The following is a 24,114-nucleotide window of genomic DNA, read 5'->3' on the forward strand; positions in this document are numbered from 1 at the left end:
GGAACTGCGACGCCTAAACGTTTACATGTCCTGGAAGGCTTCGCCTTTACGATATCGGTTGGGCGAAACGCCCATCACTTTCTTGAAGGCGGTGCTGAAATAATGCTGGCTTTCGTACCCGACTTGCTCCGCGATTTCGTACATGGTCATCGGGGTCGAGTTGAGAAGCTGTACGGCCTTCCGGATCCGGGTTTGCGTCAGGAAGCCGACAAAAGAGGTTCCGAGCTCCTTTTTCAGCATTCGGCTTAAATACACCGGCGAAACCTGCAGGCTGGACGCAAACGATTCCAGCGTCAACTCCGGTCGGCCGTACTGTTCTTGGATAAGCTGCCTTGCCCTCCGCACGAGCGGCGACAGCTGAGCCTCCTTGAACACGGCATCCCGGCAGGCGTCGTAGGCTTCCGCCGCGGCTGAGGGTCCTTCCTTTACCCGCTCGAAATGAACGTGGACCGCAATTTTCAAAAAGTTTTGCACCGCCTGTTCGATTTCCGCCGCGGTTTCCACCGGCGCTTCATCCCACAGGCAAATTCCGATCAGTCCCGTATGCTCGCGGAAAAGCAAATGGCTTGTATGCTGAACCAATTCGGATACGATGTTCTCGATCGCGAACAAAAACAGCTGCCTTTCGCCTTCCTTCATCAGCGGCTGGTTCGCGGACGTTTCAGGCCAGCGGACGACGCCGATCTGCGCCGGCGGCCTGGAGGGAAGGCCCAAAAACTCAAGCTGCTCCATCGCCTCCGATTCATCGACGAATCCTTGAATCCACTCCCGGCAAAAGCGCTCGCGCAAGAGCGGAATGTTTTTTTCGATTTGCTCGGAGGCTTTTTTCAAATAACGATCGCGCACATGCAGCTCGTCGAGCTCGTCCTTGACGCTTTGCAGCACTTCCCTTAAGTGGTCCGCGTTAACCGGCTTCAGGATGTAATCCTTTACGCCGAGCCGGATCGCTTCCTGCGCATAAGCGAATTCGTCATGGCCCGTTATGATGACGAAACGGCAAGCCGGCTGCAGCTCCTTCAGTTTTTTCATCATGGCAATGCCGTCCATGATCGGCATGTTCATGTCTACCAACACCAGATCGATATGGATCCGCTGCGCGATTTCGAGCGCCTCTTCTCCGTCTTCGGCCTCCGCGGCAACCTCCATGCCGAGCCCCAGCCAATCGACGGCGTCGATAATCCCTTCGCGGATAATCGGTTCATCATCGGCAATGAGCACTTGGTACAGCTTTTTCATCAACGTTTTCCCCCATCGTTATCGGTTGGAGACGGCACCCCGTAAAGCAGCGGATGACGGATCGTTACGGTCGTGCCGAAGCCCTCGGCGCTTTCGAGCGAAATCCCGTACTGCTCCCCGAAAGTGAGGAGGATTCGCGCCTGAACGTTCAGCATCCCGTAACTCCGCCCGGCCGGTCCTTCTTCTCCGCCGCTTGCTTCCATCGCCGCCAGCGGATCGCGCAGCTGCATGCGCAGCGCCTTAAGCTTTTCGGGCGGCATGCCCGCACCGTCGTCCGATACCGTCAAGATCAGCATATCCTGTTCTACGGATGCCGCAATCCGGATATGGCCCGGGCCTCTGCGAGCCTTGATCCCGTGATAGATCGCATTTTCGACGATCGGTTGGAGAAGAATCTTCAGCACGAACAACCCTTCCGCTTCTTCGGAAAGCAGCAGCTCGCAATGAAGCCTGTCGCGGTATCTCGTTTTTTGGATTTGCAGATAACTGGAAATATGCGTCCATTCATCCCGGATCGGGATGATGTCGCTGCCTTTGCTAAGGCCGATCCGGAACAGCCTGGACAGCGACTCCACCATGTCGGACACGTCGTCGGCCCCTTTTTTCTTCGCCATCCAATGGATCGTGTCCAGCGTATTGTACAAAAAATGCGGTTTGATGTGCGCCTGAAGGCTTCGCAGCTCGGCCTCGCGCTTCTGCCGCTCGCGCAGTTCGTTCAGCCTGATGAGCTTGCGTATTTCCAGCAGCATGCGGTTGAAGCTGCGGCCGAGCATCCCGACCTCGTCCCGCCGATGCCTCAAGTAGCGGACCGTCAAATCCCCGGATTCGGCCTTTTGCATGAAGGACATGAGCTGACGGATCGGCCTCGCGATGGACTGGGACAGCGTATAGGACGCGGTCAGGCCGAACAGGCAAACGACGAACAAAAAGCAGATGAGGTAAAACCGGATTTCGCGGACCTCGTATACCGCTTCATTCGTTTCGAATACGCCGATGGTCCGCCACCCGGTAAACGATGACGTGCCGTAGATGAACTGCAGCCGCCGCCCCCCGGTTTCCTTGACGAAAGCGCCGCTGTCCTCCCCGGGAATCCAGGCCGGAGGCACTTCGGGAACCAAAGGATCCTCCGGCGTATAAATCGGCTCGCCGCTTTTATCCGTTACCATGAGATACCCGTTTTTCCCGAGCGTCACGTCCCGCACCGCTCTCGAAACCGCCCGCAGCTTCAGATCGATCAGCACGGCCCCCGTTACCTTCCGCGTATCGGGATCGACAAACGAGCGGACGACCGAAACCAGCTCGTCATTCGCATAATGGACATGGGTCGTTACATTCCGCTGCTGCGGATGGCCGAGCACCGTAAACAAACCTTCGTGTTTGGCGGCTTCCATGTACCAGGCATCCCGGGTTAGATTGTCCGGCGACCGCGCATACATTTCGTTGCTGACGTAGTCCCCGCTGCCGTTCACGACCAGGATGGCCGCGATTTCCGGATAAAGCGTCGTAAAACCCTGCAAATACTGCTTGATGGCGTACAGTTCGCCGTTTTTGTCGTCAAGCGCCGGCTGCTGCCGCCCGCCTTCGGCCAACCCGGCATTTCCCGCGGAAATGCTTCCGTCTAGGAAACGTTTGACCTTCGGATCGAATCCGATCAGATAGGTGATGTTTTGCAGGTTTTCCATGTCGTTGTCGAGCGTCTGGTTGACCTTGCCGATCAACTGGATCGTGCCTTCCGTCACCTGCTTGTCCACGATGCGGTTTACCGTGAAATTCACCAGTATCCCGAGCGCGATCGACGGAAGGATGCCAACCATCAGAAACAACACGCTAAGCTTATACCGAAGCGGCAAATCGCTGAACCGGCTCCACTGCATCCACTTGTCGCGCCATGTTATCCGTTTATTTCGCATAATAATCATTCACATTCTCCCGGGTTACGACCGTAACCCCTGTATCTACCCGCGGCGGCAAGGGCGAAACGTCGTTGCCGAGCGTCGGGGCGGGCACCGTAAGGCCGTGATGAAGGTGAAACAGATACTGCAGGGACCAGTAACCCATGTTCCAAGTGCCCTGGGCGATCGTCGCCGAAATCGTCCCGTCCGAAATCCGGTCCAAGGTGGCCTTATTCGTATCGAACCCGATGATTTTGACCTTGCCGGTTTTGTTCGCCGCGATGACCGCATCCGCCGCCCCGGCCCCGCCGCTCGCTTCCGTGGCGAAAATGCCTTTTAATTCCGGATGTTTCTTTATCATTTCCGCTGCCGCGTTTTTGGCGATCATCGTGTCCCCTTTTCCTTCCTTGACGTCCACGACCGACATCGCCGGATATTTGGCGGCAATGGCATCGCGGAATCCCGCCATCCGGTCGTCATGGTTCTGCTGGCCGGGCTGTGTAATGATTCCTACCTGGCCTTCGCGTCCAAGGATCCGCGCCATTTCATCGGCGGCCGTCTCACCCGCTTCGTAATTGTTCGTGGCCAGAAAAGAGTAGGCTTTGCTGCTTGGGGCGTCGGCATCGAACAACACGACGGGAATCCCCGCGTCCACCGCCTTGTTGATCGTCGAGGTCAGCGCCCTGGAATCGATGGCCGACAAGGCGATGCCCGCCGGTTTTTTGGCGATGACCTGCTCCAGCACGGTGATCTGTTCCTTCGCGTCATACTGGGTGGATCCGCGGTAATCGACGGAAACGCCCAACGCGTCTCCCCCGTCCTCGAACCCTTTAAGGATGTTTTTCCAATATTCCATCCCGGATTGAAAGGTGACCATAACGTAGTTTTCACCGATGCTGCCGTGCAGGCCGCCGTCCTGCCAACCGGTGCTGCGGCGTTGGTCTTCAATCCGGTACATCACCACGTATCCGACAAAAGCAACGATCAGCAAAAGATAAACCATCATCAATTTCTTCATGTTAGAAGTCCCCCGTTTGCTTCCCTTTCATCTGTGGAATCGGTTACATTATAACATGTGTACTATACTGCAAGGCGCAGGGATGTTCAACAGTTGTTGAAAACCGTTCCCCTTTAAAGCGGTATTCGGGGCGGAAAATCCATATTTGGCGAAACGCGCAAAAACCCTGCCGCAACATGCGCAAGCAGGGTTTCGATAAACAGGAGAGTGGTTATTTTAATCAATCATCGTAAAATCGTCGAAATGAAAGCCGGGTGATACGACGCAGGAAACGAGAACCGGTTCGCTGCCAAGCGGACGCGCTTCCTGCCATACGTTCGCCGGTACCAAAGCTTGGGGAACTTGTCCTTTTTCCATGTCCATGCCAAGCACGATTTCCTTCCGCTCTCCGGGATTTTCCCCATCGCCGCCGAGCACGAGCTGCAGGGGGCTGCCGGCATGCCACAGCCACAATTCATCCGAGTATACGCGATGCCATTTCGAAAATTCGTTCGGGTGCAGCAGGAAATAGATGGATGTCGCCGCAGGGCGCGAACCCGAATATTTGGCGTCAAGCACTTCTTTCGGAATTTCGAATGAGGACTTCCAAAGCTCCTTGTACCAACCGCCCTCGGGATGGGGCTGCAGGTCCAAGGTTTTTACCAAAGGGGATAACATTGCTTCAGTCATGTTCTGCCTTCTTTCCGTGTCAGAATTGCACATCATGGGGTAAATAATGAACCCCGTCTGTGAGGGAATCTGCCCTTTACTTTAACAAATGGGGCGGCGGATTGTAAACGGCGGATTCCTTTGGACTTTCGATAATGAAACAAATCATAGTATTAAATGAAATCGTATGAGCGAAAATATATGTGCATTTATCCACTTGGAGTACTATTTTAATGATTTTGTAAAACGGGCGAGGCAGATTTGTACGAAGGACATTAAAAATGACACATAGCTTTTCATCTACGATTTTGGGGTTACATTCAGAGTCAGCAGGCCAGAGGGCGCCCCCTCGAATGACCGGTTTGAAATGATTCATCTGTAATTCAGTTCACATTATAGATACAAAAGCAAATCAGGGAGAACTGCCCTCGTTTTTCTCATATTACGATTTTTATAAAACAGAATCATCGACCAAGGCGTCCTGACAATTCACGGTAACTTCCTGTGTTTTGACGTGAGAAGACGCATACAGCTTTTCCTGCTTTTAATTCGAAAAGAAGTTTCTGAATTCGCTGAGCTTAACTTCAATATTCATATCTTTGGCGCCTTGCAAGTAACTAAAATAATTGAAATTTAAGGTATCTCCACTCCGTGATTTAAAATGAAGGTTATCACCATAATGAATATCACCAATATCAGTATTGCCCTCGATAGAGGCTTGTTCTTCTTTACTCAGTAACTTGTTGTAGAGACGAACACTCTTATTTGTTTTCATGTTAATGGCCCATAATTGCTTCTTTGTTTCTGAACGAACTAACATGAATTCCTCTCCGATGAAGCCATCGATTGAGAAAAAGTCATCTTCTATAATCTTTGTTAAATCATAATTTTTAACAATATCACCATTATCGTTTATGAGATTCACGAGATGCCCATTGTTAAAAACCCAATTTGCTCCATTTTTTGATGTTTCTAGATTTTCCTCACTTCCATTTATCATAGAATAGATTACTTCATCATTTTTAATAAAAATTTTAATGGTTGAAACATTTTTCAATGGTTCACCTGAAAAGGTTTTGATTGTAATTACAAAAGATTTTTTTTCCTTAATACTATTGATTGACATAGACGAATATTTAGCATTATTCGATGGTAAGTCAACTTTCCCAATCAATTTCGGTGTTTTACTTTTCAGTGAGTAGAAATTACCATTATTTTTAAGCCAAAATGATCCATCGGCATTTTCTCCAAAAATCGGAATATTTGTATTTGATATATTCACCAATTTCCCATTGACTTTAATTTGAGAGTCCGTTAGCTGAGAAAGATATCTTGCAGTAATATATGTTGTGCCATTTTTATTTAATATTTCTTTTTTTAATGCACTATAAAGTTTCCCATCCATTTTTATTTGTTTAGTAACGTTATTTACAACAATAGATTTATCTGGGGATATGATATATAAACTCCGATCCGCTTGAGACCATTCAACATGATAGCCTAGTTGTTCAAAACCAGTTTTTAATGGTATATAGTTCACATTTCCAATTAAAACTGTGTTGTTAACCGTGCTTGAATTATTAATAGATACAGTATAAACAGGGTCAGCGTCTGCCTTGTTTAAATAACCGATATTAAATAGCAATAGCAAAATGCCCAAGGCCAAGTATAATTGTTTACAAAATTTTGGGATAGTCTTCATCTGGAACTCCTTTACAAGTAAATTAATTTATTTATAAGAATCCTGCTGTTATACAGCAGGATTCTTTACTTTTTAATATTTTGATGAGTTGACATCAATTGTCGCCGAATTTCCAGAGATCGTTACTTTAGCCCGATCTTCAACTGTTGTAGTCGATGGATTTACCGCTACATCATCTACCTTAATGCTAGAGAATTTTGCATAAATAGCTCCTGAAGCAGGTGTCACAAGGCTACCATTTACTTTATAATCACACAAGGTGGCAAGTAGTTTAAAACTATTTATGCTGGTAACATTTCTTTTAGCAATCTCTAGAATGCTAATCATCTGGGTAGGAGTAGGTTTAGAACAATTCATATCAGCACAGATAGCAGTTCCTGACTGCTTTAATCTTACAGCATTTGTTACATTAGCATCAGAATAATTACGATAAACCCATTGTGTTACGTTTGTTCCAGGGACAAACCCATTTTGATATTGTACTTGATTGTAAAGTTGATTAAAATCCATTTTGCTATCAGCTGGATAATTAATAGGATCATTATGCCCGTTAAAGTAGAACAGGTATGCAGGTTTCCATTTAGCGCGCCCATAGGCAGTAGAATATTGTAACCCAAGATCTGCTTCTACAGCAGATGTTGAGGACGTGCTCTTACCACCTGTAAAACCTGCATAAATATAGGCGGTAATATTAGCAGGGACATTCATTTGGCTTTCAGTCGCAGTTGTTATTAAAGTTGATAATACTCCTCCAGTACTGCTTACAACAGTCGCTTTCCCGCCAATTCCATCAGGCAAATTTCCAACAGCTGTTGGAGCAAATTCATGCTGTTCATTACCAAGAATTGAATCTTTGTTTGGATTGATATCTTGGTCTGGACTGATATCTTCAATTGGAACTTCCGTTACAAATAAATAGGGCTTGCTGAACAAGATTCGTTCCATCTACACCCAACGCAAGTCTCTAAACCCAAGCAGTCTGAAAAAATGCAAAAAGAGAACACGCAGTCGCCGCTCCAGATTCATGACCAGAAACTGAAGGGCGATGACGGTCAAACTGGTTTCGGCGCCACGCGCCCGAATGCGACCTAGGCCCAATTTGCGCTTGCCTTCTCCAAATTTTCCTTCGATCGCATTACGCTGTACAGCGTCCTGGCGCTCTTGCCGACGATCGGCGACTTCACTTTGCTCTTTCGAGGGTCTGCCGAGCTTCGGGCCACTAAGGCGAATCCCTAGCGTTTTGCAATAGTTCAGGTTGTCTCGATTGCGGTAGATTTTATCGGCTAGAATGACGGCGGGATAATACCCGAATCGCTGTTTGTACGCTTCCACCGATGCTTGCAGCGTGGTTGCCTCGTTGAAGCTGTCCCATTGTGCCGTTTCGATCCAAGCGTAACCGTCCACCAGACTGGCGGCGATTTTGGCGCCGAACTCCACGTTCGCTCCAGCTTTGCCTCGAACCATCGGACGTACATGCGGCTGTTCGATACTCACGATGCGATCGGCGACGACATGCGTATTCTTCTCTAGCATTTCGCGCTGCTGACGGTAGAGCTCCGAGATGATCAGAAGCTGGCGATAGTGTCTTTTGCTCAGTTCCGTGAGAGGCGTATACTTTACGAGGGCTTCAATAATCCGCAGATTCCGTCCCACGTAGCCAAGTTGCTTTTTGATCGCTTTGCGGATCACCTTGCCCGATGCCTTGCGTTGCTTGGAAACACTCAGGTACGATTTTCTGGCTTTCTCGCGGTACGTGCGCGGCTTCTCCATCGCTCCGACATGGGGACGGTGCAGCACGTCGATGATGTCTTCCAGGATTTCACGGGCGTGATTCAGCAGCCCCAAGTCAGTCGGATACTTGATGTCCGCAGGCGCGCATGTCGCATCCAGCATGAGGGTGCCCTTGTTCATGACTTCCGCTGTCGGTGCGGCTGTAGATGGCAGGACGTGTAGCTTTTTCGCCATGTTGCGGGGTTTCTTCGCCACAACAGGGGGCTCCTCGGGAATAGAGAAAGCGTCCCCTACCTCCATGGTGAGCTGCGAGCCGCCCGCGTCGTTGTCGTCGTCATCGCGATCTCGCTTGGACGATTTCGGTTTCGCCTCGACCTCTCGCTCTGCTTGCAGCGCGGCTTGGGCGATCCAGTCGTTGACTTCAGCTAGGATTTCCAAGCCGAGCCGTTCCCGAAAATGCGTGAGCAGGGAGTGATGAAACGGCACTTTATCGACATACGCGGTGTAGCCCAAGAAGAACTGCAAATATGGATTTTCCTGGATTTGTAAGGTGGTCTCGCGGTCACTTAAACCAAGGCGCTCTTTGATGATGAGCGAGCCGAGGGCGATACGTGCCGAGTACGCCTTTTGGCCGATGGCTGGGGACTTGAACGAGCTCACATATTTCTCTTCTACTTTGTCCCAAGGGATGATCGCCGCAAGCTGCACCCACCGATTGGTTGGATTTAATTTTCCGCCAAAGGGCAAATAGAAGTTTTCCAACAAGTCTGCCATATCTCGATTCAGCACGAACACTTTCGCTCACTCCATCTGCAAGGTTTTTTACCGATTTTCCGTGTTTTCTTTGCAGATGAATTCGACAATAGTGCCTCTAAACCCTTGTGAGATAAGGATTTTTTGATTATTCAGCAAGCCCTAAATAATCTTCATCTTTGTTACTTTCATAAAAATAGGAGATGTTATCATCATCAACGAAATTATAATTGATAATTTCATCAGATGTATTAGCGAGAGTTCTGGATTTCATTTGTTCATGCTTTTCTGTTTGAATGACATCTCTCGCTCTGGAGATGAAAGCATCAACTTTTGCTTGATCAATCTCAATATTTGGTGATGTTTCAATTGTTAGAGGCTTTTCAGCAGTTTCGTTTTCTTCCGCAAATACACTAGGAGAAACTGAACTAATTCCCAATGCCGCGTAAACAGAAAGACACATTAAGAATATTTTTCGAAATTTCATCTTTATTATTCCCCTCTTAAAATTAAATTGTGATTTATACTGCAGTTCTTATCATATGCTAAGACTATGTTTGGAAGAATTCAGTTGGTTAAAGGTGGTTTCCAAGAACGAGATTTAGATTTAAGAAGAAATTTGTATCTCCTACCTGTTGATTAATGATTCAATTGCGGAATTTTAATTCTGATTGTCTGCACCTCCAAATTATTCTGAAAATTTTCCTTAGTTTCTTGTTGTTTAAAGCCCCCTTTCTTCAAGTAACTTTATGTATTAAATTCTTGCTGTTACTTTAAATAACAATTCGGCAAGAAAAAGGTTACGTCGGAAAAATGAATTTTTTTGATTTCATTGTCAGGAAATAAACTGTTTCTTTTCTGCACTGTTCAGAAAATATATGATTCAAAGAGAAGCACTATCGGTTCATCCTAACTTACACTCAAGTAAAATAATTAGGGTAGGTCATCCGGGATGTACAATAGCAATAATTCTGAATTTCGAAAGCCCATAAGATTAGAGCGAAATACGGGCAATAGGGTCAAGAGATGTAAAAATCGATTGTTTGTGAAAGAATACACACCAGCGATAATGATGTATCTACTTATTTTCGGTTTCAACTGTTGCCGGTACTGTACGTCATCATGGCTTCAACAGCTTCTGGCAAAAAAGCTGACAAGGAAAGCCCATCCAGCTTTGGAATTTCAAAAAAATTAAGTCCGTTATACATCGGCTTCCATCAACGATTCCATATCACCCCTTAGGGACCGGAAGCAAGTTACTTAAGCTCAGGGAATTAGGTTTATTTAAAGTGCCTGGTATAGCTCCCGTGCGGCACGGCAGGCATCGGAGGTGTGGGTGATTGCCGAGATGACCGCAACGCCGTCCGCTCCGGCATGGATTACCTCGTGCACGCGTTCGGCGGTAATGCCGCCGATGCCGACGATCGGTATGGCCGCATGCATCCTTCGGATATTCCGCAGCGCTGCCGTCCCTTGAACCGGGCGGGCATCCTCCTTGGAAACCGTCGGAAAAACCGGGCCGACCCCGAAATAATCGGCATGCCGCTCCGCACCAATACTCGCTTCTTCAGGAGTATGGACGGACAAGCCCAAAATACGGTTCCCGATTCGCTTCCTGACCTGCTCCGCCGGCTCATCCTCTTGTCCGATATGCACGCCGTCCGCATCCAAAGCGATCGCCAGGTCGACGTCATCATTGACGATCAGCGGAACGCCGTGCTTCCGGCAGACGGCCAGAATGCGCCCGGCCAGTTCCAGCTTTGCGGCTCCTTCAAGCGCATTCCGGCCTTTTTCGCGAAATTGCACCATCGTGACACCCCCGCGGATCGCTTCTTCCACGACCTCCGCCGCATCTTTCCTGCAGTTGGCGCTGCCGATCACGAGATAAAGCTTCAGCCATGCTTTCAAATCGGCTGCTTCGATCAGTTTCAACGGACGCTCTCCTTTCTGCGGCGGTACGCCCAATGATTGGTCGGGCCGTGGCCTCCGCCGATGCCGGGCGCATCCTCGATCGCCGTCTGGATATATTCGCGGGCGGTCAAAACAGCCTCGTGCGGAGACGCCCCTTTCGCCAACCCGGCCGCGATGGCGGCGGAAAACGTGCAGCCCGTTCCGTGCGTATGGTTTGTCGTTATTCTGGGCTTGGCGATTTCCGTAAACGACTCCCCGTCATACAGCAGATCGACCGCTTCGTTTGAAACCGGATCGTGTCCGCCTTTAATGACGACCATCCGGGGGCCGAACCCGGCGATTTTCAGCGCCGCCCGGCGGCGTTGTTCCATCGAGCCGATCCGCATGCCGGCCATCGCCTCCGCTTCCGGAATGTTCGGCGTGACAACGAGCGCCAGCGGGAGCAGCCTGCGCATCAGGGCATCGACGGCATCATCCTGCAGCAGCTCCGCCCCGCCTTTCGCGATCATGACCGGATCGACGACCACCCGTTGCCAACCGAAGGCTTCGATTTTGTCCGCAACCGCCTCGATGATGTCGGCGCTAAACAACATGCCCGTCTTGACCGCATCCGCGCCCAGATCCGTCCCGACCGCTTCGATTTGCTCGGCGACGGCCGCGGCCGGCAGCGGGTAGACGCCTGAAACGCCAAACGTGTTTTGCACCGTCACCGCCGTGATAGCCGACATCCCGAAGGCGCCCAGCTCCTGAAACGTTTTGATATCCGCTTGTATTCCGGCGCCGCCGCCGCTGTCGGAGCCGGCAATCGTCAATGCTTTGGGGACGCTCACTGCACGAACCCCCTTCCGGCCGAAACCCGGTGCCCGCTGAGCACCTCTTCCGGAAGCGGATATTGGTCCATCTCTGACAGGGCGTCGAGAAAGGCGGTTTGAAAGCTCCCCGGACCGCGGTTACCGGCAGCCACGTATGCCCTCGTAGCCGCTTCCCCGTAAAAAGCAAGCGCGGCCGCGCCCGCCGTCAGCAAATCCGGTTCCACGGCGGCAAAAGCCCCGATGACCGACGTCAGCAGGCAGCCCGTTCCCGTCACCCGGGTCAGCATGGGATGTCCTCCTCGGACCACGTATCCTTTCAGGCCGTCCGTTATAACGTCCTCACGGCCTGTGATCGTAACGACGCTTCCGATCCGGCAAGCGGCCCGGACCGCCAGGTCGACCGAAGGTTCGGCTTCGGCCTCTCCGGCATCCACGCCTTTGATGACGGCCGTTTCGCCGATCAGGTTCGCCACTTCCGCCGCATTGCCGCGGACCAAAGCGACCCGGACTTCCTTCAAAATATTCAGTGCCGCGGTCGTCCGAAACGGCGTGGCGCCCGCGCCGACGGGATCGAGGATCACCGGCACGCCGTGCAAATTCGCCGATTTGCCTGCCAGGATCGCCGCTTCGACCAGCTCCGCGCTGAGCGTGCCCAAATTCAGCACCAGGGCGTCCGCTATTTTCGCCATATCAGCCACCTCTTCACGGGCATAGGCCATGACGGGGGAAGCGCCGATGGCCAGCAAACCGTTGGCCGTAAAATTCGTGACCACCATGTTGGTTATATTGTGCACCAGCGGCCTGCGCCGCTTGACCAGCCGGGGCAAATGCTGCAGATCCGCGATCATCGTCCCGCCCCTTCCGTTTGAGCCGCCGAAACCGGCCATTCTTCCAGCGTGTATGCCATATCCCAAAACATGTACTCCAGACGGCAGCTGGCCACAAAATGTTCCGTCAGCCGCTTTTTCCGGTCCGGAGATAAACTTTCTGCCCGCTCATCAAGCAGCAATCGCATTTTTTCCGTAATGCCGCCTTCAAAGCTGCCGTAAAAATGCATCCAGTCGTAAAACGGATGGGAGCGGTCCGGCTTCACTTCCGCCAGCAATTTGGCGCCGATCTCCGTATACGTCCAAGGGCAAGGCAACATCGCCGCCAAAATGTCCTCAAGCGTTCCCGCGTGGGCCACGCTCAGCATGTGGCGGACATAGTGGTTCGCCGACGGGGCAAGCGGATAACCTTGCAGCTGCTCGTACGAAACGCCGGCTACGCTGCAAAAATTGTTATGCGGATGCGTTTCGCTGTGCAGAATGAACGAAATTTGTTCGTTAAAAAGGGCCATCGTGTCGCGGCTGTCGCACTTCGAAATCGCGATTCCATATAACCGGATATAAGCGTTCAAATATTCGAAATCCTGCTTCACGTAATGAATCAGCTGTTCCTTCCGCAAAGTTCCGTCCGCAATGCCGCGTACGAACGGATGATCAAAAATCGCCCGGTAAATCGGGTCTGCTTCTCTTCTGAGCTCTTCGCTAAAACGGGTCATGCCAGCACCTCCGCATCGATTTGGATGAAATCCAAACAGGAAGAAGCCGGAAGCGGCCGATAAAACTTAAAAAGCCGCCCCGAAATGGAGCGGCTTCCAACGCTTTCGAACGCTGACCTAACGAAAGGCCGGCGTAAAACATGCGAAGTCCGTCTCCACTTCCCTACGCCGGTATGATCCGGATCAGGTTCAAAGGGTCCAAGCATCCTTGTCTCAGCCGCTCGCTTGCGGCTCCCCCAGTGGATTTCGTATGAAGATTTTCACCCTATACTTTATCTTCCATTTTGCGGCTTGTCAAACCGAAAATCATCGCCGCGGAAGTTCCCCACCGCCTTTCGGGCTTACCCTAAATAGCGGTGATACAAGCTTTTTGCTTCCGTGATGTCTTTTGTCCCATGCACGAGCACCCGCCCGTCCTGAAAAACCGTCAACCGGCATCCCTCGGCCGCAAAAGACACGAGATACGGGTTCTCCCTTACCTCGCCGCCCTGCCGGGACAACCTTCGCGCCAGCCCCTTTAAATCGCGCTGAACCGGTGCGGGCGGACGAATTTGCACCGTATCCCGGCCGCACAGCACGGCTGCCCGGGGCTGATTGGCCGGCTGTAGAAACGGATAGGTGCGGTGTAGTCCGCACGACGGACAATTCGGCTTCTTCATGCGCTCGACCCGGATTGCGGCATAGGCGCCCGTCCATAAATCGAATGAAATGAGTTTGCCGTGCAAAGCCTCCCCATCGTCCACCAGCAGCTTCAGCGCCTCGGAGGTTTGGTAGGCCGCAACCATCTGCGCCGCCGGTCCGATGATGCCGGCCGTATCGCAAGTTGCGCCGCCGGGCGGCATCGTTTCAAGCAAACAATGCAGGCATGGCGTGCGGCCGGGCACGACCGTGAAGGTCAGTCCGTAGCTGCCGACGCAAGCCCCGTAAATCCATGGAATGCCCTTCTTTTGCGACATATCGTTAATCAGCAGGCGCGTCTCGAAATTGTCCGTCCCGTCAAGGATCACGTTCACGCCCTGCGCCAGCTCGTCGATTTCCGGAATGGCGACGTCGGCTACGACGGCCCGGATGTCGATGTCCGGGTTGATGCGTTCCAGGCGGGCTTTGGCCGCCGCCGCTTTCGGCAGGCGCAGCAGGGCGTCCTCCTCGCTGTACAGCTGCTGCCGCTGCAGATTGCTCGGTTCCACATAGTCGCGATCCACGATGGTGACGGTGCCTACGCCCGCACGCACGAGCGTTTCGGCGCTTCCCGACCCCAGCGCTCCCGCGCCGACGATCAGGACATGCCTCTCCCCCAGCTTCCGCTGTCCGTCCAGTCCGATTTTGGGAAACAGTTCTTGCCGCGAATACCGCCCGTTCCGGGTCCCGTTCCCGCTCATGTTAGGCTCATTCCTTCGAGCGGGCTGCTGGCGGCCCCGCAGCGCCTTTTCGGAATACGGCCGGCTTCGTAGCCGAGGCGCCCGGCTTCGATGGCGAGCTTCATGGCAAGGGCCATTTTTACCGGGTCTTTGGCTCCCGAAACGGCCGAATTGAGCAGCACGCCGTCGGCGCCCAGCTCCATCGCAATGGCCGCATCCGACGGCGTGCCGATGCCGGCGTCGACGATGACGGGCACGGTCGATTGCTCGATGATGAGGCTCAAATTCAAGGGGTTCACGATCCCTTGGCCGGAACCGATCGGCGAGGCGCCCGGCATAACCGCGTGCACGCCGAGCTCTTGCAGCCGCTTCGCAAGCAGCACGTCGTCCGACGTGTAAGGCAATACGATGAAGCCTTCCTCCAGCAGCAATTCCGAAGCTCGCAGCGTTTCGACCGGATCGGGCAGCAGCGTCTTCATGTCGCCGATCACCTCGACCTTGATCATGTCGCATAATCCGGACGCTTTGGCGAGCTTTGCGATGCGCACCGCTTCCTCCGCCGTCCGCGCGCCTGCCGTATTGGGCAGCAGCGTAAACCGCCCGACGTCGATCATCTCCAGAAAATTCGGCTGGCTTGGCTCGTATATGTTCATCCGCCGAACGGCAAACGTCAATATTTGCGCGCCGGACACGTTTACCGCTTCCCTCTGCACTTCAAAATTCGGGAACTTCCCCGTCCCAAGCAGCAATCTTGATTGAAATTGATGCGGTCCGATGTGTAACATCGCCTTATCCTCCTCCCACAAAATGCACCAGTTCGATCCGGTCTCCGTTTCGGACGTCCGCGTCCTTATGCTCGTTTTTCTCGAGTATGTTCCCGTTGATTTCCACGACGACGACCTGCCGGTCCAGGCCGAAATGCGCTAGCAGCCGCGCCACCTTCGTTACCGACTCCGGCACCTGTACGGCGTTCCCGTTAATGATCAAATCCAACATGGGCGATCCTCCCCTCCGATGGCCTGACGGCGTGATGCCGGTCCGGCGCAAAAGATTCCCAGCCTGTGAATGAAGGCCGCCTTCCGCTCATCTGCTCAGCGATGAGCGCCCCGGTAATGGGGCTCAGCAACACGCCGTTGCGGTAATGCCCCGCGGCGACAAACAAACCTTCGTAGCCTGCGGCGGCACCCAGATAAGGAAGGCCGTCACGGGTTTGCGGCCGCAGCCCTGCCCACGCCTTCTCCCATCGGGCAGACGTTATCCGCGGCACGAGGGCGGCTGCTTTGGCCATCAGCCCCATCAAACCTTCGACGGACACCGTCAGCTCATCGTTGCGCTCGACCATGGAAGCTCCGACGAGGAGTCTCCCTCCCCGCTTCGGCACCAAATAACAGCCGTCGGTGAATACGGTATGGCTTACCAAAGGGACCTCCGTTACGACCGAAAAGCATTCGCCTTTCACCGGGTACACGTCGGTTTCGATTCCCGCTTGCGCCAGCAGCCGCTGGCCGTGGACACCTGCAGCGATGACCGCCTGTCCGCAGCTTATCGTCCCTTCATCCGTAACGATGCCGGTAACCCGCCCCCGTTCCAGCCGCAGCGAACGAACGCCGCAATTTTCCTTGGCTTCGGCGCCGAGCATGACGGCTGCCCGGACATAGGCGGCCGTCAATTCGGGCGCCGACACCTGCCCGTCCCCGGGAATCCGCATCGCGCCTTCGATGCGGCCCGTCAGGTTAGGCTCCAACTCGTTAGCTTCGGCAGGCGTAAGCCACGCGGCCGTTTCCCCGGCTTGGCGTTGAAAGGCGATCATCCGCCGGCAATCGGCGGCCTGGTCCGGCGTCAACGCCACCTTCAAAAGCCCTTTCTGCACCAGCCCGATGTCGATGCCGGTAAGCTCCCTCAGCTCCTCCGCCAGCTGGGGAAACATCGCCCGGCTCTGCCGCGCGAGGTCGAACAGCACGTCCGCCCGGTGGGTCTCCGACTGGGCGCCGAGCATGCCGGCCGCCGCGCCCGACGCGCCGGAGCCGATTTTCTCCCGCTCCAGAATCAATACGCGCCTGCCCTTCTTTGCCAGATGGTACGCGATGGAACCGCCGATGACGCCGCCTCCGACCACGACGACGTCAGCAACGTCAGCTTGATGGACCATGGTTTTCCCTCCCGTTATGTAAACATTGATAGTAAGCGGCAGCAGCGCTGACCGGGTCTGCCGCTTCCAAAATCCCGCTCATGACGGCCACGCCCGCCGCGCCGGCTTCAAGCGTATCCGCCACGTTCGCCGGCATCACACCGCCGATGGCGATAACGGGAATGCGGACGCGGCTCGCGAGCAGCCTCAGTTCCCCGGGTCCGCGGGCCGGAGAACCGGGCTTGGATGCCGTCGCATAGACATGCCCGAAAATGACATAGTCGGCCCCTTCCTCCTCGGCCGCCACGGCCTCGTGCAGCGAATGGACCGACCGGCCGATCCGCAGCTGCGGAAACCACTTCTTCACATCGGATGCATCCAGGCTGTGATGCCCGAGCTGCGCGCCCCGCACCCCGGCGGCCGCCGCGACGTCGGCCCGATCGTTCACCACGATGCGGTTTGCGGGAACCCCCGCAGCCAGCAGCATTCCGATTCCCTCCAGCAGCTCGCGCGCCGGTTTGGCCCGTTCCCTTAGATGAAACGCATCCACGTATGGATGGATGAGGCCGGCAATTCTCGCCAGCTCATCCAGCGGCTGCCTTCCCGTCGAAACGACATGCAGTTCCCTCCCTGTCAAAGGACCTCAACTCCCGCAAAAAAAAATTAAAGGCCGCTTTCCCGAAAGAAAGTGGCCTTTTCCGCACGTCGACAGCCTTGCGCCCCCAAAAAAACGCATAAGGCGCAAGCATAAAACGTTGTTCTTACCACTTCCCTCCGCTGGCATCGCTCCAGATCAGGTTCAAAGGGTCCGGAAATCGCACTTCCGTCTCAGCCGTCAGGCACCCCTAGTGATTTGCTATGAAATTGAAATTTACTATAACATGAAATCCGGTATGTGGCAATCTCTTCCATCCTGTTTTTTCAGCCCGCGCATCCGAAGCATCCGAAGCATCCGGCGAAAAGCGCCCCCGGACCGAAAAACGGCAAAACGCGGCGGCGGCAGTCAACGCGTAAGCAGAAATCGATGGGCTTGGCTGATGCCGCCCGCATCCTCGAACAACACCATCATGGACAGATCCGGAACAACCGCCTGTTCGTCCCGGATCCAATCAAGCGCCTCGTTCCCGGCACGCTCTTCGTTTACCGCGACCTTCCAGCCGGTTTTGGAAAAAGGAATGTCCAGCTTAATCTCATGGTTGTTCGCGTTATAGACGACGATGATGTTTTTCCAAGCGTCGCCGCCCGCAAAGTCCTTCAGCATAAAAGCGACGACATGCTCCCCGCAGCGGAGCGTTTCCAAATGGGTGTCAATCTGGTTCCGGGAGTTCAAGCGAAAGGCGGGGTGGCTTCTCCGAAGCTCGATCAGGCCCCGGTAATAGTCAAAAACCGGCCTAAACCTCCGCTTGTTTTCCCATCTTATGGCATTGACGGCATCGCCGCTGCGGTAGCTGTTATGATCCCCGTATTTCGTGCGGAGCAGCTCGTCGCCGGCATGAATGAGCGGAATCCCTTGGGAGGTCAGCACGATGCCGTTGGCCAGGAGGGCGCGTTTTACCGTCTCGCTTTTCATGATGTTCTCGCCGTCTATGCTCCGGTACGGCTCGGAATTTTCCACGGCCTCATGCAGGCTCCCTCCGTGAACGAGTTCCCCGTTTCGGATGTCCGGAAACTTGGCCTCGTCCCGCAGCCCCTGCGTCGTCAGCACTTTATCCCATAAATTCAAATTGTCGTGAACGGTCACGTAATTGACCGATTCGAGCGGAACATCCGCGAAATCGCCAATCGATCCCCTGACCCCTTCAAGGACCGCCGCTTCCGTGCCCGTTCCGCCCGTGGCAAAACCTTTCCCTTCGCCGTCGCTGTCCCCTTTGATCGCGCCGCGGAAATGGTCGTTGAATACGGCAAAGCCGAGATTCCTTTGGCTGCCTTTCAACGTTTGCCGCCCAAGCGGAGACTCCCCGCCCGTCCAGGGCTCCCCGTAGACGATGATGGCCGGGTCCGCCTCGCGGCGCAGCTCTTCGACCATCAGCCTGACGGTATCGGTATCGATCAGTCCCATCAAGTCCAAACGGAATCCGTCGATGTGATATTCGTCCGCCCAATAACGAACCGAATCGAGGATGAATTTCCGGACCATCGGGCGCTCCGTCGCCAGCTCGTTGCCGACGCCGGACCCGTTTGCCAGCCTGCCTTCGGCGTCCCTGCGGTAGAAGTACCCGGGCACGACCGCCTCGAACGGTCCGTCCTCGACGCTGTAGGTATGATTGTACACGACGTCCATCACGACGCGGATCCCTTTGCCGTGCAGCGCCATGACCATTTCCTTGAATTCGCGGATCCGGAGACCCGGCACGGTCGGATCGGTCGCGTAGGAGCCTTCCGGCAAGTTAAAATGCTGCGGATCATACCCCCAATTGTACTTCGGCCCGGAAGCGCCGGGATCGTCCGCCTGCAGCTCGTTCACCGTTTGGAAATCGAATACCGGCAGCAGGTGGACATGCGTGACTCCAAGCTCCTCCAAATGGTCGATGCCGATCGCATTGCCGTCCTTATCGCGCAATCCCGTTTCCGTAAACGCTTTAAATTTTCCTTTATGTTGAAAACCGGCGCCAGGGTCGGCCGAAAAATCGCGCACATGCAGTTCGTACAAAACGGCGTCTTCGCACCCTGCCAGGGGCGGCCTGCGGTCCGCTTCCCAGCCGGGCGGGTTCCAGGCTTCCATGTCCACGATCGCCGACCTGGCGCCGTTGGCGCTGACGGCTTTCGAATACGGATCGGCGGCATAGCGGACGGTTCCATCCGGGTGCTCGATCTTGTACATATAATACCGGCCGGCAAGATCGCCGGAAAATCGCAAAAACCATACGCCGTCCTTCCACTTTTTCATCCCGATTTCCAGTCCGCCCGCATGATCGATGACCTGGCCGTCCGCGTTATAACAACCCGCATCCTCATAAAGCGCGAGCGTCACTTTTGCGGCCCCGGGCGCCCACAGCTTAAAAACGCTTTCCGCTTTGCTATACGTGCAGCCCAAATCCCGTCCGCCGTAATACTCCGTGATTTCCCTCATGATTACACCACCGTAAGCTATGACATTCGATGCACGCAAGGATGCTGCATAATCCCCAAAAACGACTTTCAGTCCGAAATAGACAGCGACAAAGTTTGGTTCGGTTACATACTGTTTCCGGGAGCGGCCGGAATCGGATTTTGCATCATCCCGACGTCAAAAAGCCTAACCTATCCTATGTGCTTTTGTTGCCAAATGTACAGGTTTGTATGCATCGAAAAGAGCCCAATTTGAAGCGTGCCGCCGTCAAAATAGGCGGATCGCGGTTGCGGGCTTGCCGAAGGCGGCAACGGCGCAGCTGCGCCGCCATTAAGGCGGGGCGTCGCGGCTTAAGGCCCTTTAAGGCGGACTTCGGCCCTCCCGCTTATTCAGGCGCTTCAGCGTTGATTCAGGCGCAAAAAGGCGCCGGATCATGCCGGATCCGACGCCTTTTCCATCCATTTTTTCGGATTGCTACTCTTCGAGAAACTCTGCGTATTGCTGCGGACTGAGCAAAGCCGAGAGCTGCTCCTCCAGATCGCCTTCGACTTCGATTTCGGCCATCCACCCGCCGTCGTACGGTTCGTTGTTGACGAGCTCCGGCTCGTCGCCGAGCCGCGGATTGATTTTGGCGATTTGGCCGCTGACGGGGCTGAACAGGTCCGACACGGTTTTGACGGATTCGATCGTGCCGATGCTTTCTTCAGCCTGTACGCTTGCGCCTTCTTCGGGAAGCTCCACGAATACGATGTCGCCAAGCTGATGCTGGGCGAAATCGCTGATGCCGATGCGCACGACGTTTCCGCTTACCTTTTCGACCCATTCGTGATCCTTGCTGTACCAACGGTTTTCTTTCACATTGCTCATCGTTTTTCGACTCTCCTTCGATTCTTGTCGTCATCCTTCGAAATAGGGTTGCTAATGAGCCATTATGGGGTGTCTGACGGCGGCTGCTTGGTTTCTTTGGCTTCCTTGGCTTTGCGGCGGCGCTGCTCGACCAGCTCTCGGGTCAGCCTGCGGCCGGTAGGCGTGGCGGCAAGGCCGCCTTTGCCCGTTTCCCGGTGTTTGCTCGGCATGGCGCTGCCGACCTCCAGCATGACGCCGATAACCTCGTCGGCGGGAATGACGCTGCCGACGCCGGCAAGGGCCATATCGGCGGCTGCCAGCGCGGTGACGGCGCCGAGGCCGTTGCGGACGATGCACGGAATTTCCACCAATCCGGCGACGGGATCGCAAATGAGGCCGAGGCAGTTTTTCATGGCCAAGCCGACCGCATGGACGGCCTGACGCGGCGAGCCGCCCCTTAGTTCGACCATGGCCCCGGCCGCCATGCCGATCGCCGATCCGACCTCGGCCTGGCAGCCGCCTTCCGCGCCGGAAATCGACGCGTTGTTGGCAATGACGTACCCGATCGCCCCGGCCGTAAATAAGCCGCGCACCAGCTTGTCGTCCTCCCAGCCGAAGCGTTCCTGCGAGCTGACGAACACGCCGGGAATGATGCCGCAGGAGCCCGCCGTCGGCGTGGCGATGATTCTCCCCATCGAGGCGTTCACTTCGGAGACGGCGAGGGCGTAAGCCATCGCCATGGCGGAGGGCTCGCCGAGCGACGTATCGCCCTGCCGCATGTAATCCGCAACCTTCTTGGCGTCGCCCCCCGTCAGGCCGCTGCGGGATTTCGTGTTGCCGGTCAGCCCTTTGCGGACGGCTTCCTTCATCACCTGGTAGTATTCGGCCATCTGCCGGAATACGTCTTCGGCGGGAACGCCCGTTTCCTTGGCCTGATCCTCCAGCATCACCTCGGCGATCGTTTTGTTTTCTTTCAGGCATATGTCTGCCAGCTGTTCCAGCGTCTCGAATCTCATCGCATTTAGCTCCTTTGGGTCAAATCGATCATCGTCACTTCCAAAATATGCGGAAGGCGGGCCATCTCCTCCAGTACGGAGGGGGCGGGCGCCGAATCCAGCTCGAACACCGTCATGGCCGCTTCGCTGCGCCCCTTGCGGTCCACGTCCATGTAACCGATGTTGACGCCTTCCCGGCTGAGCAGGCCCGTCAGGTCGGCAATCACGCCGCGGCTGTCGGTATGCGTCACCGCGATCGTCGGGTATTCGCCGGTCATCTGCACGTCGAATCCGTTCAAGGCATAAACGGCAATCGTTCCTCCCCCGATGGAAGCCGCGACCATCTCCGCCTTCCGTTCCCCGGCCCAAAGCTTGAGTTTGACGGAATTCGGGTGCGGACCGTTGCCTTTCCCCTGAACCCATTCGATGCTCATCCCGGCTTTTTCGGCTTCGATGTCCGCCTCCGGGATCCGTTCATCGTCCGTGTCGAAGTTCAGCAGCCCCGCGGTCAATGCAAGGTCCGTTCCATGTCCCCAATACGTCTCCGCAAAAGAACCGTACAAAGTGGCTTCGACCTTCTCCGGCTGACATCCGAGCAGTTGGCGCGCCACCCTGCCGATGCGCACGGCGCCCGCGGTATGCGAACTGGAAGGACCCACCATGGACGGGCCGATGATGGAAAATACATGTTTGAATCTCACTAACTCCACGCTCCTGTTTTAGGTCATTCAAGTCAGGAAGTTTCACGGTGTTCAACATCGCACGAACAAGGGCAACAAAAAAGAGGACAGCAAAAAAGGTATGCAGCACCTTTTCTCTGTCCCTTGTACCTGAGAGTTTGGACGGAAACCTGCCGTTTCCGCGTTCCCCTTGGGTGGCTGACGCTCTCTCCAGAGCCGCGTCCGGCGACGGTTCCTTGTACCTGAGAGATTAGCCGCCGGTTTGTGCCCTCCCGCAGCTTGCTCCTTCGGTGCCGCCTTATGAAAAAGGCAGTCTCTCCCGTTCGCCATCATCCGCTTGTATATAAATGTCCATTCATGATTGAAACCATTTACAATCCTAATCACCTTAAGAATAAAGCAGAGCAAACGGCGCTGTCAATATAACAGGAACCTGATTTTCCCGAACAGCGAACACCCTCTTGTTTCCCGCGGTTTTCCCGTCGTTCTTCCGCCTTCCGGCCGCCTAAATCCGCATGCCGCTGCGCATGTATTCCATGGCGCCTAGGGCGACGATGCGTTTATTGTCTTTGGCCGGGGCGATCAGGCAAGCGCCGAACATGTCCGGAAGGGTATGTTTTTGCGCCGTTTCAAGCGCATGCTCCATATACCCGGGATAGGTGGCGGTGCTGCCGCCGACCACGATCACATCCGGATTAAACAGATGGATCACGTTCGTCAACGCCATTCCGAAATATTCGCCCGCACGGGCAATCAGCTGCATGGCGGCCGGTTCGTTTCGGTTGATCCGCTCCAGGAATTCATCAATGCCGCAGCCGGCCTGCTGCAAAATGCCGATGCCCCCCGCGACGCTGTCCAGCCTTTGGGGACCTTCTGCCGTCTGGATGATGCAGTATCCCAGTTCCCCGGCAAAACCGTGTGCCCCTGTAAACATCCGCCCCTTCGAATAGACGCCGAGCGCCGTGCCGGAACCGGCCATAATGACAGCGATCGTGTCTTTGTCCTTGTAGTGGACCGTTTCGGCGACCGCAGCCGATTTGACGTCATTGATAAACCGGACGGGAAACCTTCCCGCGCCGAAATAATCAGCGATAATCCCGCTTAAGGAGCGGACGTCCGACAACTGAACGCGGTGATCCCCCTCCACGAGGCCCGGCACCGCCATGCCGACCCCTTCCGGCTCGAACGGAAGGCGCTCGATAAACGCGTCGAGCTCCTGCTTCAGCCGCTCCCGCGGGCAATCCAGCCCGGTCGGCACTTTATTTTCGAACGTTTTTCCTTCATGCTCCGCGTACATGTACATTTTCGTGCAGCCGATATCCACGCCGACGATTTTTTCCACGTGTTCATCCTCCCCGGATTACAGCTCGTAATGGGTCATGCCAATATCATTGTATCGCGGCGAACGCGGAAACAGTATGTTAAAATTCAACGTTTTCCGATGCTTTTGCCGCCGGGCGTCCGCCCTGCCAAGCTTCGGCCTTTCCTCCGGATAATGTTGTTGACATTCCGCAAGGCTTTGAGTATTAATGGTAGTAGACAATTCAATAGCGGATGAAGGTAATGGGAGAGATTACTGTTTACCGGTGACGCCGAAGGAGTAAGCCCGCGTGAAAACGGGTGAATCTCTCAGGCAAAAGGACCATTATCGGACGCATCTCTGGAGAGAATTCTTGAGCGAAAAGAATCACCCAAGGGGAAATTTGTTGACCGGTACGACAGCGGCGCGCAGCCTTGCACCCGTGATGAGCCGTCAAGCAAAGTAACTCTCAGGTACCAAGGACAGAGCAAGAGGATCCGTATGCCGATGAT

The 24,114-nt window shown here is 54.5% G+C and carries 22 protein-coding genes and 5 riboswitches; all 22 genes read right to left on the bottom strand.

The window, feature by feature from the left end; all coding sequences use genetic code 11:
* Nucleotides 1-21: 21 nt before the first annotated feature.
* The 22 genes from NYE48_RS19835 to NYE48_RS19940 all read right to left on the bottom strand — a co-directional run bounded on the left by NYE48_RS19835 (nt 22) and on the right by NYE48_RS19940 (nt 23,644).
* Nucleotides 22-1,236, bottom strand: a complete 1,215-nt coding sequence (locus tag NYE48_RS19835) for a response regulator transcription factor (protein ID WP_340999773.1) — start codon at nt 1,234-1,236, stop codon at nt 22-24.
* Complete coding sequence (locus tag NYE48_RS19840; RefSeq protein ID WP_445324026.1) at nt 1,236-3,155, bottom strand: cache domain-containing sensor histidine kinase; 1,920 nt, start codon at nt 3,153-3,155, stop codon at nt 1,236-1,238. Before NYE48_RS19840 ends, NYE48_RS19835 begins: the two co-directional genes overlap by 1 nt.
* On the bottom strand, nt 3,136-4,146 hold the full coding sequence (locus NYE48_RS19845; RefSeq protein WP_036712400.1) for a substrate-binding domain-containing protein: 1,011 nt from the start codon (nt 4,144-4,146) through the stop codon (nt 3,136-3,138). Before NYE48_RS19845 ends, NYE48_RS19840 begins: the two co-directional genes overlap by 20 nt.
* Before the next feature lie 216 nt (nt 4,147-4,362).
* Nucleotides 4,363-4,815, bottom strand: coding sequence for a cupin domain-containing protein (locus NYE48_RS19850; RefSeq protein ID WP_036712398.1), 453 nt, complete (start codon nt 4,813-4,815; stop codon nt 4,363-4,365).
* Between the two features lie 523 nt (nt 4,816-5,338).
* A complete protein-coding gene (locus NYE48_RS19855; RefSeq protein ID WP_036712397.1) occupies nt 5,339-6,496 on the bottom strand; it encodes a stalk domain-containing protein in 1,158 nt (385 codons plus the stop codon).
* Nucleotides 6,497-6,568: 72 nt separating this feature from the next.
* Nucleotides 6,569-7,441, bottom strand: a complete 873-nt coding sequence (locus NYE48_RS19860) for a YrpD family protein (protein WP_340999774.1) — start codon at nt 7,439-7,441, stop codon at nt 6,569-6,571.
* Nucleotides 7,442-9,001 (bottom strand): IS5 family transposase, encoded by a 1,560-nt coding sequence (locus tag NYE48_RS19865; protein WP_068700626.1) that lies wholly within the window; start codon nt 8,999-9,001, stop codon nt 7,442-7,444.
* Nucleotides 9,002-9,128: 127 nt separating this feature from the next.
* Nucleotides 9,129-9,467, bottom strand: coding sequence for a hypothetical protein (locus tag NYE48_RS19870; protein ID WP_340999775.1), 339 nt, complete (start codon nt 9,465-9,467; stop codon nt 9,129-9,131).
* A 797-nt stretch (nt 9,468-10,264) separates the two neighbouring features.
* A complete protein-coding gene (gene thiE, locus NYE48_RS19875) occupies nt 10,265-10,912 on the bottom strand; it encodes a thiamine phosphate synthase (protein WP_036714683.1) in 648 nt (215 codons plus the stop codon).
* Nucleotides 10,909-11,721, bottom strand: coding sequence for a bifunctional hydroxymethylpyrimidine kinase/phosphomethylpyrimidine kinase (thiD, locus tag NYE48_RS19880; protein ID WP_212947362.1), 813 nt, complete (start codon nt 11,719-11,721; stop codon nt 10,909-10,911). The genes thiE and thiD overlap by 4 nt, the downstream gene beginning before the upstream one ends.
* Nucleotides 11,718-12,551: a hydroxyethylthiazole kinase gene (gene thiM, locus NYE48_RS19885; protein ID WP_212947364.1), complete on the bottom strand. Its 834-nt coding sequence runs from the start codon at nt 12,549-12,551 to the stop codon at nt 11,718-11,720. The genes thiD and thiM overlap by 4 nt, the downstream gene beginning before the upstream one ends.
* The gene (tenA, locus tag NYE48_RS19890; protein WP_036714682.1) at nt 12,548-13,246 is read right to left on the bottom strand and encodes a thiaminase II; all 699 of its coding nucleotides are present in this window, start codon (nt 13,244-13,246) and stop codon (nt 12,548-12,550) included. The genes thiM and tenA overlap by 4 nt, the downstream gene beginning before the upstream one ends.
* A 143-nt stretch (nt 13,247-13,389) precedes the next feature.
* A riboswitch (TPP riboswitch) is annotated at nt 13,390-13,494 on the bottom strand.
* Between the two features lie 93 nt (nt 13,495-13,587).
* A complete protein-coding gene (locus NYE48_RS19895; RefSeq protein ID WP_340999776.1) occupies nt 13,588-14,625 on the bottom strand; it encodes a thiazole biosynthesis adenylyltransferase ThiF in 1,038 nt (345 codons plus the stop codon).
* Entirely contained in the window at nt 14,622-15,389 is a 768-nt protein-coding gene (locus NYE48_RS19900) for a thiazole synthase (RefSeq protein WP_036714679.1), read from the bottom strand. The genes NYE48_RS19895 and NYE48_RS19900 overlap by 4 nt, the downstream gene beginning before the upstream one ends.
* Before the next feature lie 4 nt (nt 15,390-15,393).
* Nucleotides 15,394-15,600: a sulfur carrier protein ThiS gene (thiS, locus tag NYE48_RS19905; protein ID WP_445324027.1), complete on the bottom strand. Its 207-nt coding sequence runs from the start codon at nt 15,598-15,600 to the stop codon at nt 15,394-15,396.
* Nucleotides 15,581-16,753 (bottom strand): glycine oxidase ThiO, encoded by a 1,173-nt coding sequence (gene thiO, locus NYE48_RS19910; protein ID WP_340999777.1) that lies wholly within the window; start codon nt 16,751-16,753, stop codon nt 15,581-15,583. The genes thiS and thiO overlap by 20 nt, the downstream gene beginning before the upstream one ends.
* Complete coding sequence (gene tenI, locus NYE48_RS19915) at nt 16,737-17,369, bottom strand: thiazole tautomerase TenI (protein WP_340999778.1); 633 nt, start codon at nt 17,367-17,369, stop codon at nt 16,737-16,739. The genes thiO and tenI overlap by 17 nt, the downstream gene beginning before the upstream one ends.
* Before the next feature lie 115 nt (nt 17,370-17,484).
* Nucleotides 17,485-17,589: riboswitch (TPP riboswitch) on the bottom strand.
* A 146-nt stretch (nt 17,590-17,735) separates the two neighbouring features.
* Entirely contained in the window at nt 17,736-19,802 is a 2,067-nt protein-coding gene (gene pulA / locus NYE48_RS19920) for a type I pullulanase (RefSeq protein ID WP_340999779.1), read from the bottom strand.
* A 453-nt stretch (nt 19,803-20,255) separates the two neighbouring features.
* Entirely contained in the window at nt 20,256-20,648 is a 393-nt protein-coding gene (gene gcvH / locus NYE48_RS19925) for a glycine cleavage system protein GcvH (RefSeq protein ID WP_212947376.1), read from the bottom strand.
* Between the two features lie 62 nt (nt 20,649-20,710).
* Nucleotides 20,711-21,643 (bottom strand): L-serine ammonia-lyase, iron-sulfur-dependent, subunit alpha, encoded by a 933-nt coding sequence (gene sdaAA, locus NYE48_RS19930; RefSeq protein WP_212947378.1) that lies wholly within the window; start codon nt 21,641-21,643, stop codon nt 20,711-20,713.
* Nucleotides 21,644-21,648: 5 nt separating this feature from the next.
* Nucleotides 21,649-22,323, bottom strand: a complete 675-nt coding sequence (gene sdaAB / locus NYE48_RS19935) for an L-serine ammonia-lyase, iron-sulfur-dependent subunit beta (protein ID WP_212947379.1) — start codon at nt 22,321-22,323, stop codon at nt 21,649-21,651.
* Between the two features lie 199 nt (nt 22,324-22,522).
* A riboswitch (glycine riboswitch) is annotated at nt 22,523-22,634 on the bottom strand.
* A 173-nt stretch (nt 22,635-22,807) separates the two neighbouring features.
* Complete coding sequence (locus NYE48_RS19940; protein ID WP_340999780.1) at nt 22,808-23,644, bottom strand: ROK family protein; 837 nt, start codon at nt 23,642-23,644, stop codon at nt 22,808-22,810.
* A gap of 212 nt (nt 23,645-23,856) precedes the next feature.
* A riboswitch (glycine riboswitch) is annotated at nt 23,857-23,957 on the top strand.
* Between the two features lie 3 nt (nt 23,958-23,960).
* A riboswitch (glycine riboswitch) is annotated at nt 23,961-24,090 on the top strand.
* Nucleotides 24,091-24,114: the final 24 nt, after the last annotated feature.

Origin of the sequence: Paenibacillus sp. FSL M7-1455 (assembly GCF_038004655.1) — a bacterium.
Taxonomy (GTDB): domain Bacteria; phylum Bacillota; class Bacilli; order Paenibacillales; family Paenibacillaceae; genus Paenibacillus_AQ; species Paenibacillus_AQ cookii.

Coding starts and splice junctions, on each gene's coding strand:
- pulA (WP_340999779.1), bottom strand. CDS start 19,802: ATGAGGGAAATCACGGAGTATTACGGCGGACGGGATTTGGGCTGCACG.
- NYE48_RS19835 (WP_340999773.1), bottom strand. CDS start 1,236: ATGAAAAAGCTGTACCAAGTGCTCATTGCCGATGATGAACCGATTATC.
- thiM (WP_212947364.1), bottom strand. CDS start 12,551: ATGATCGCGGATCTGCAGCATTTGCCCCGGCTGGTCAAGCGGCGCAGG.
- NYE48_RS19900 (WP_036714679.1), bottom strand. CDS start 15,389: ATGTTACACATCGGACCGCATCAATTTCAATCAAGATTGCTGCTTGGG.
- thiO (WP_340999777.1), bottom strand. CDS start 16,753: ATGGTCCATCAAGCTGACGTTGCTGACGTCGTCGTGGTCGGAGGCGGC.
- tenA (WP_036714682.1), bottom strand. CDS start 13,246: ATGACCCGTTTTAGCGAAGAGCTCAGAAGAGAAGCAGACCCGATTTAC.
- thiS (WP_445324027.1), bottom strand. CDS start 15,600: ATGTTGGATTTGATCATTAACGGGAACGCCGTACAGGTGCCGGAGTCG.
- NYE48_RS19870 (WP_340999775.1), bottom strand. CDS start 9,467: ATGAAATTTCGAAAAATATTCTTAATGTGTCTTTCTGTTTACGCGGCA.
- NYE48_RS19840 (WP_445324026.1), bottom strand. CDS start 3,155: ATGATTATTATGCGAAATAAACGGATAACATGGCGCGACAAGTGGATG.
- NYE48_RS19895 (WP_340999776.1), bottom strand. CDS start 14,625: ATGAGCGGGAACGGGACCCGGAACGGGCGGTATTCGCGGCAAGAACTG.
- NYE48_RS19865 (WP_068700626.1), bottom strand. CDS start 9,001: ATGGCAGACTTGTTGGAAAACTTCTATTTGCCCTTTGGCGGAAAATTA.
- sdaAA (WP_212947378.1), bottom strand. CDS start 21,643: ATGAGATTCGAGACGCTGGAACAGCTGGCAGACATATGCCTGAAAGAA.
- NYE48_RS19855 (WP_036712397.1), bottom strand. CDS start 6,496: ATGAAGACTATCCCAAAATTTTGTAAACAATTATACTTGGCCTTGGGC.
- NYE48_RS19860 (WP_340999774.1), bottom strand. CDS start 7,441: ATGGAACGAATCTTGTTCAGCAAGCCCTATTTATTTGTAACGGAAGTT.
- gcvH (WP_212947376.1), bottom strand. CDS start 20,648: ATGAGCAATGTGAAAGAAAACCGTTGGTACAGCAAGGATCACGAATGG.
- NYE48_RS19845 (WP_036712400.1), bottom strand. CDS start 4,146: ATGAAGAAATTGATGATGGTTTATCTTTTGCTGATCGTTGCTTTTGTC.
- NYE48_RS19850 (WP_036712398.1), bottom strand. CDS start 4,815: ATGACTGAAGCAATGTTATCCCCTTTGGTAAAAACCTTGGACCTGCAG.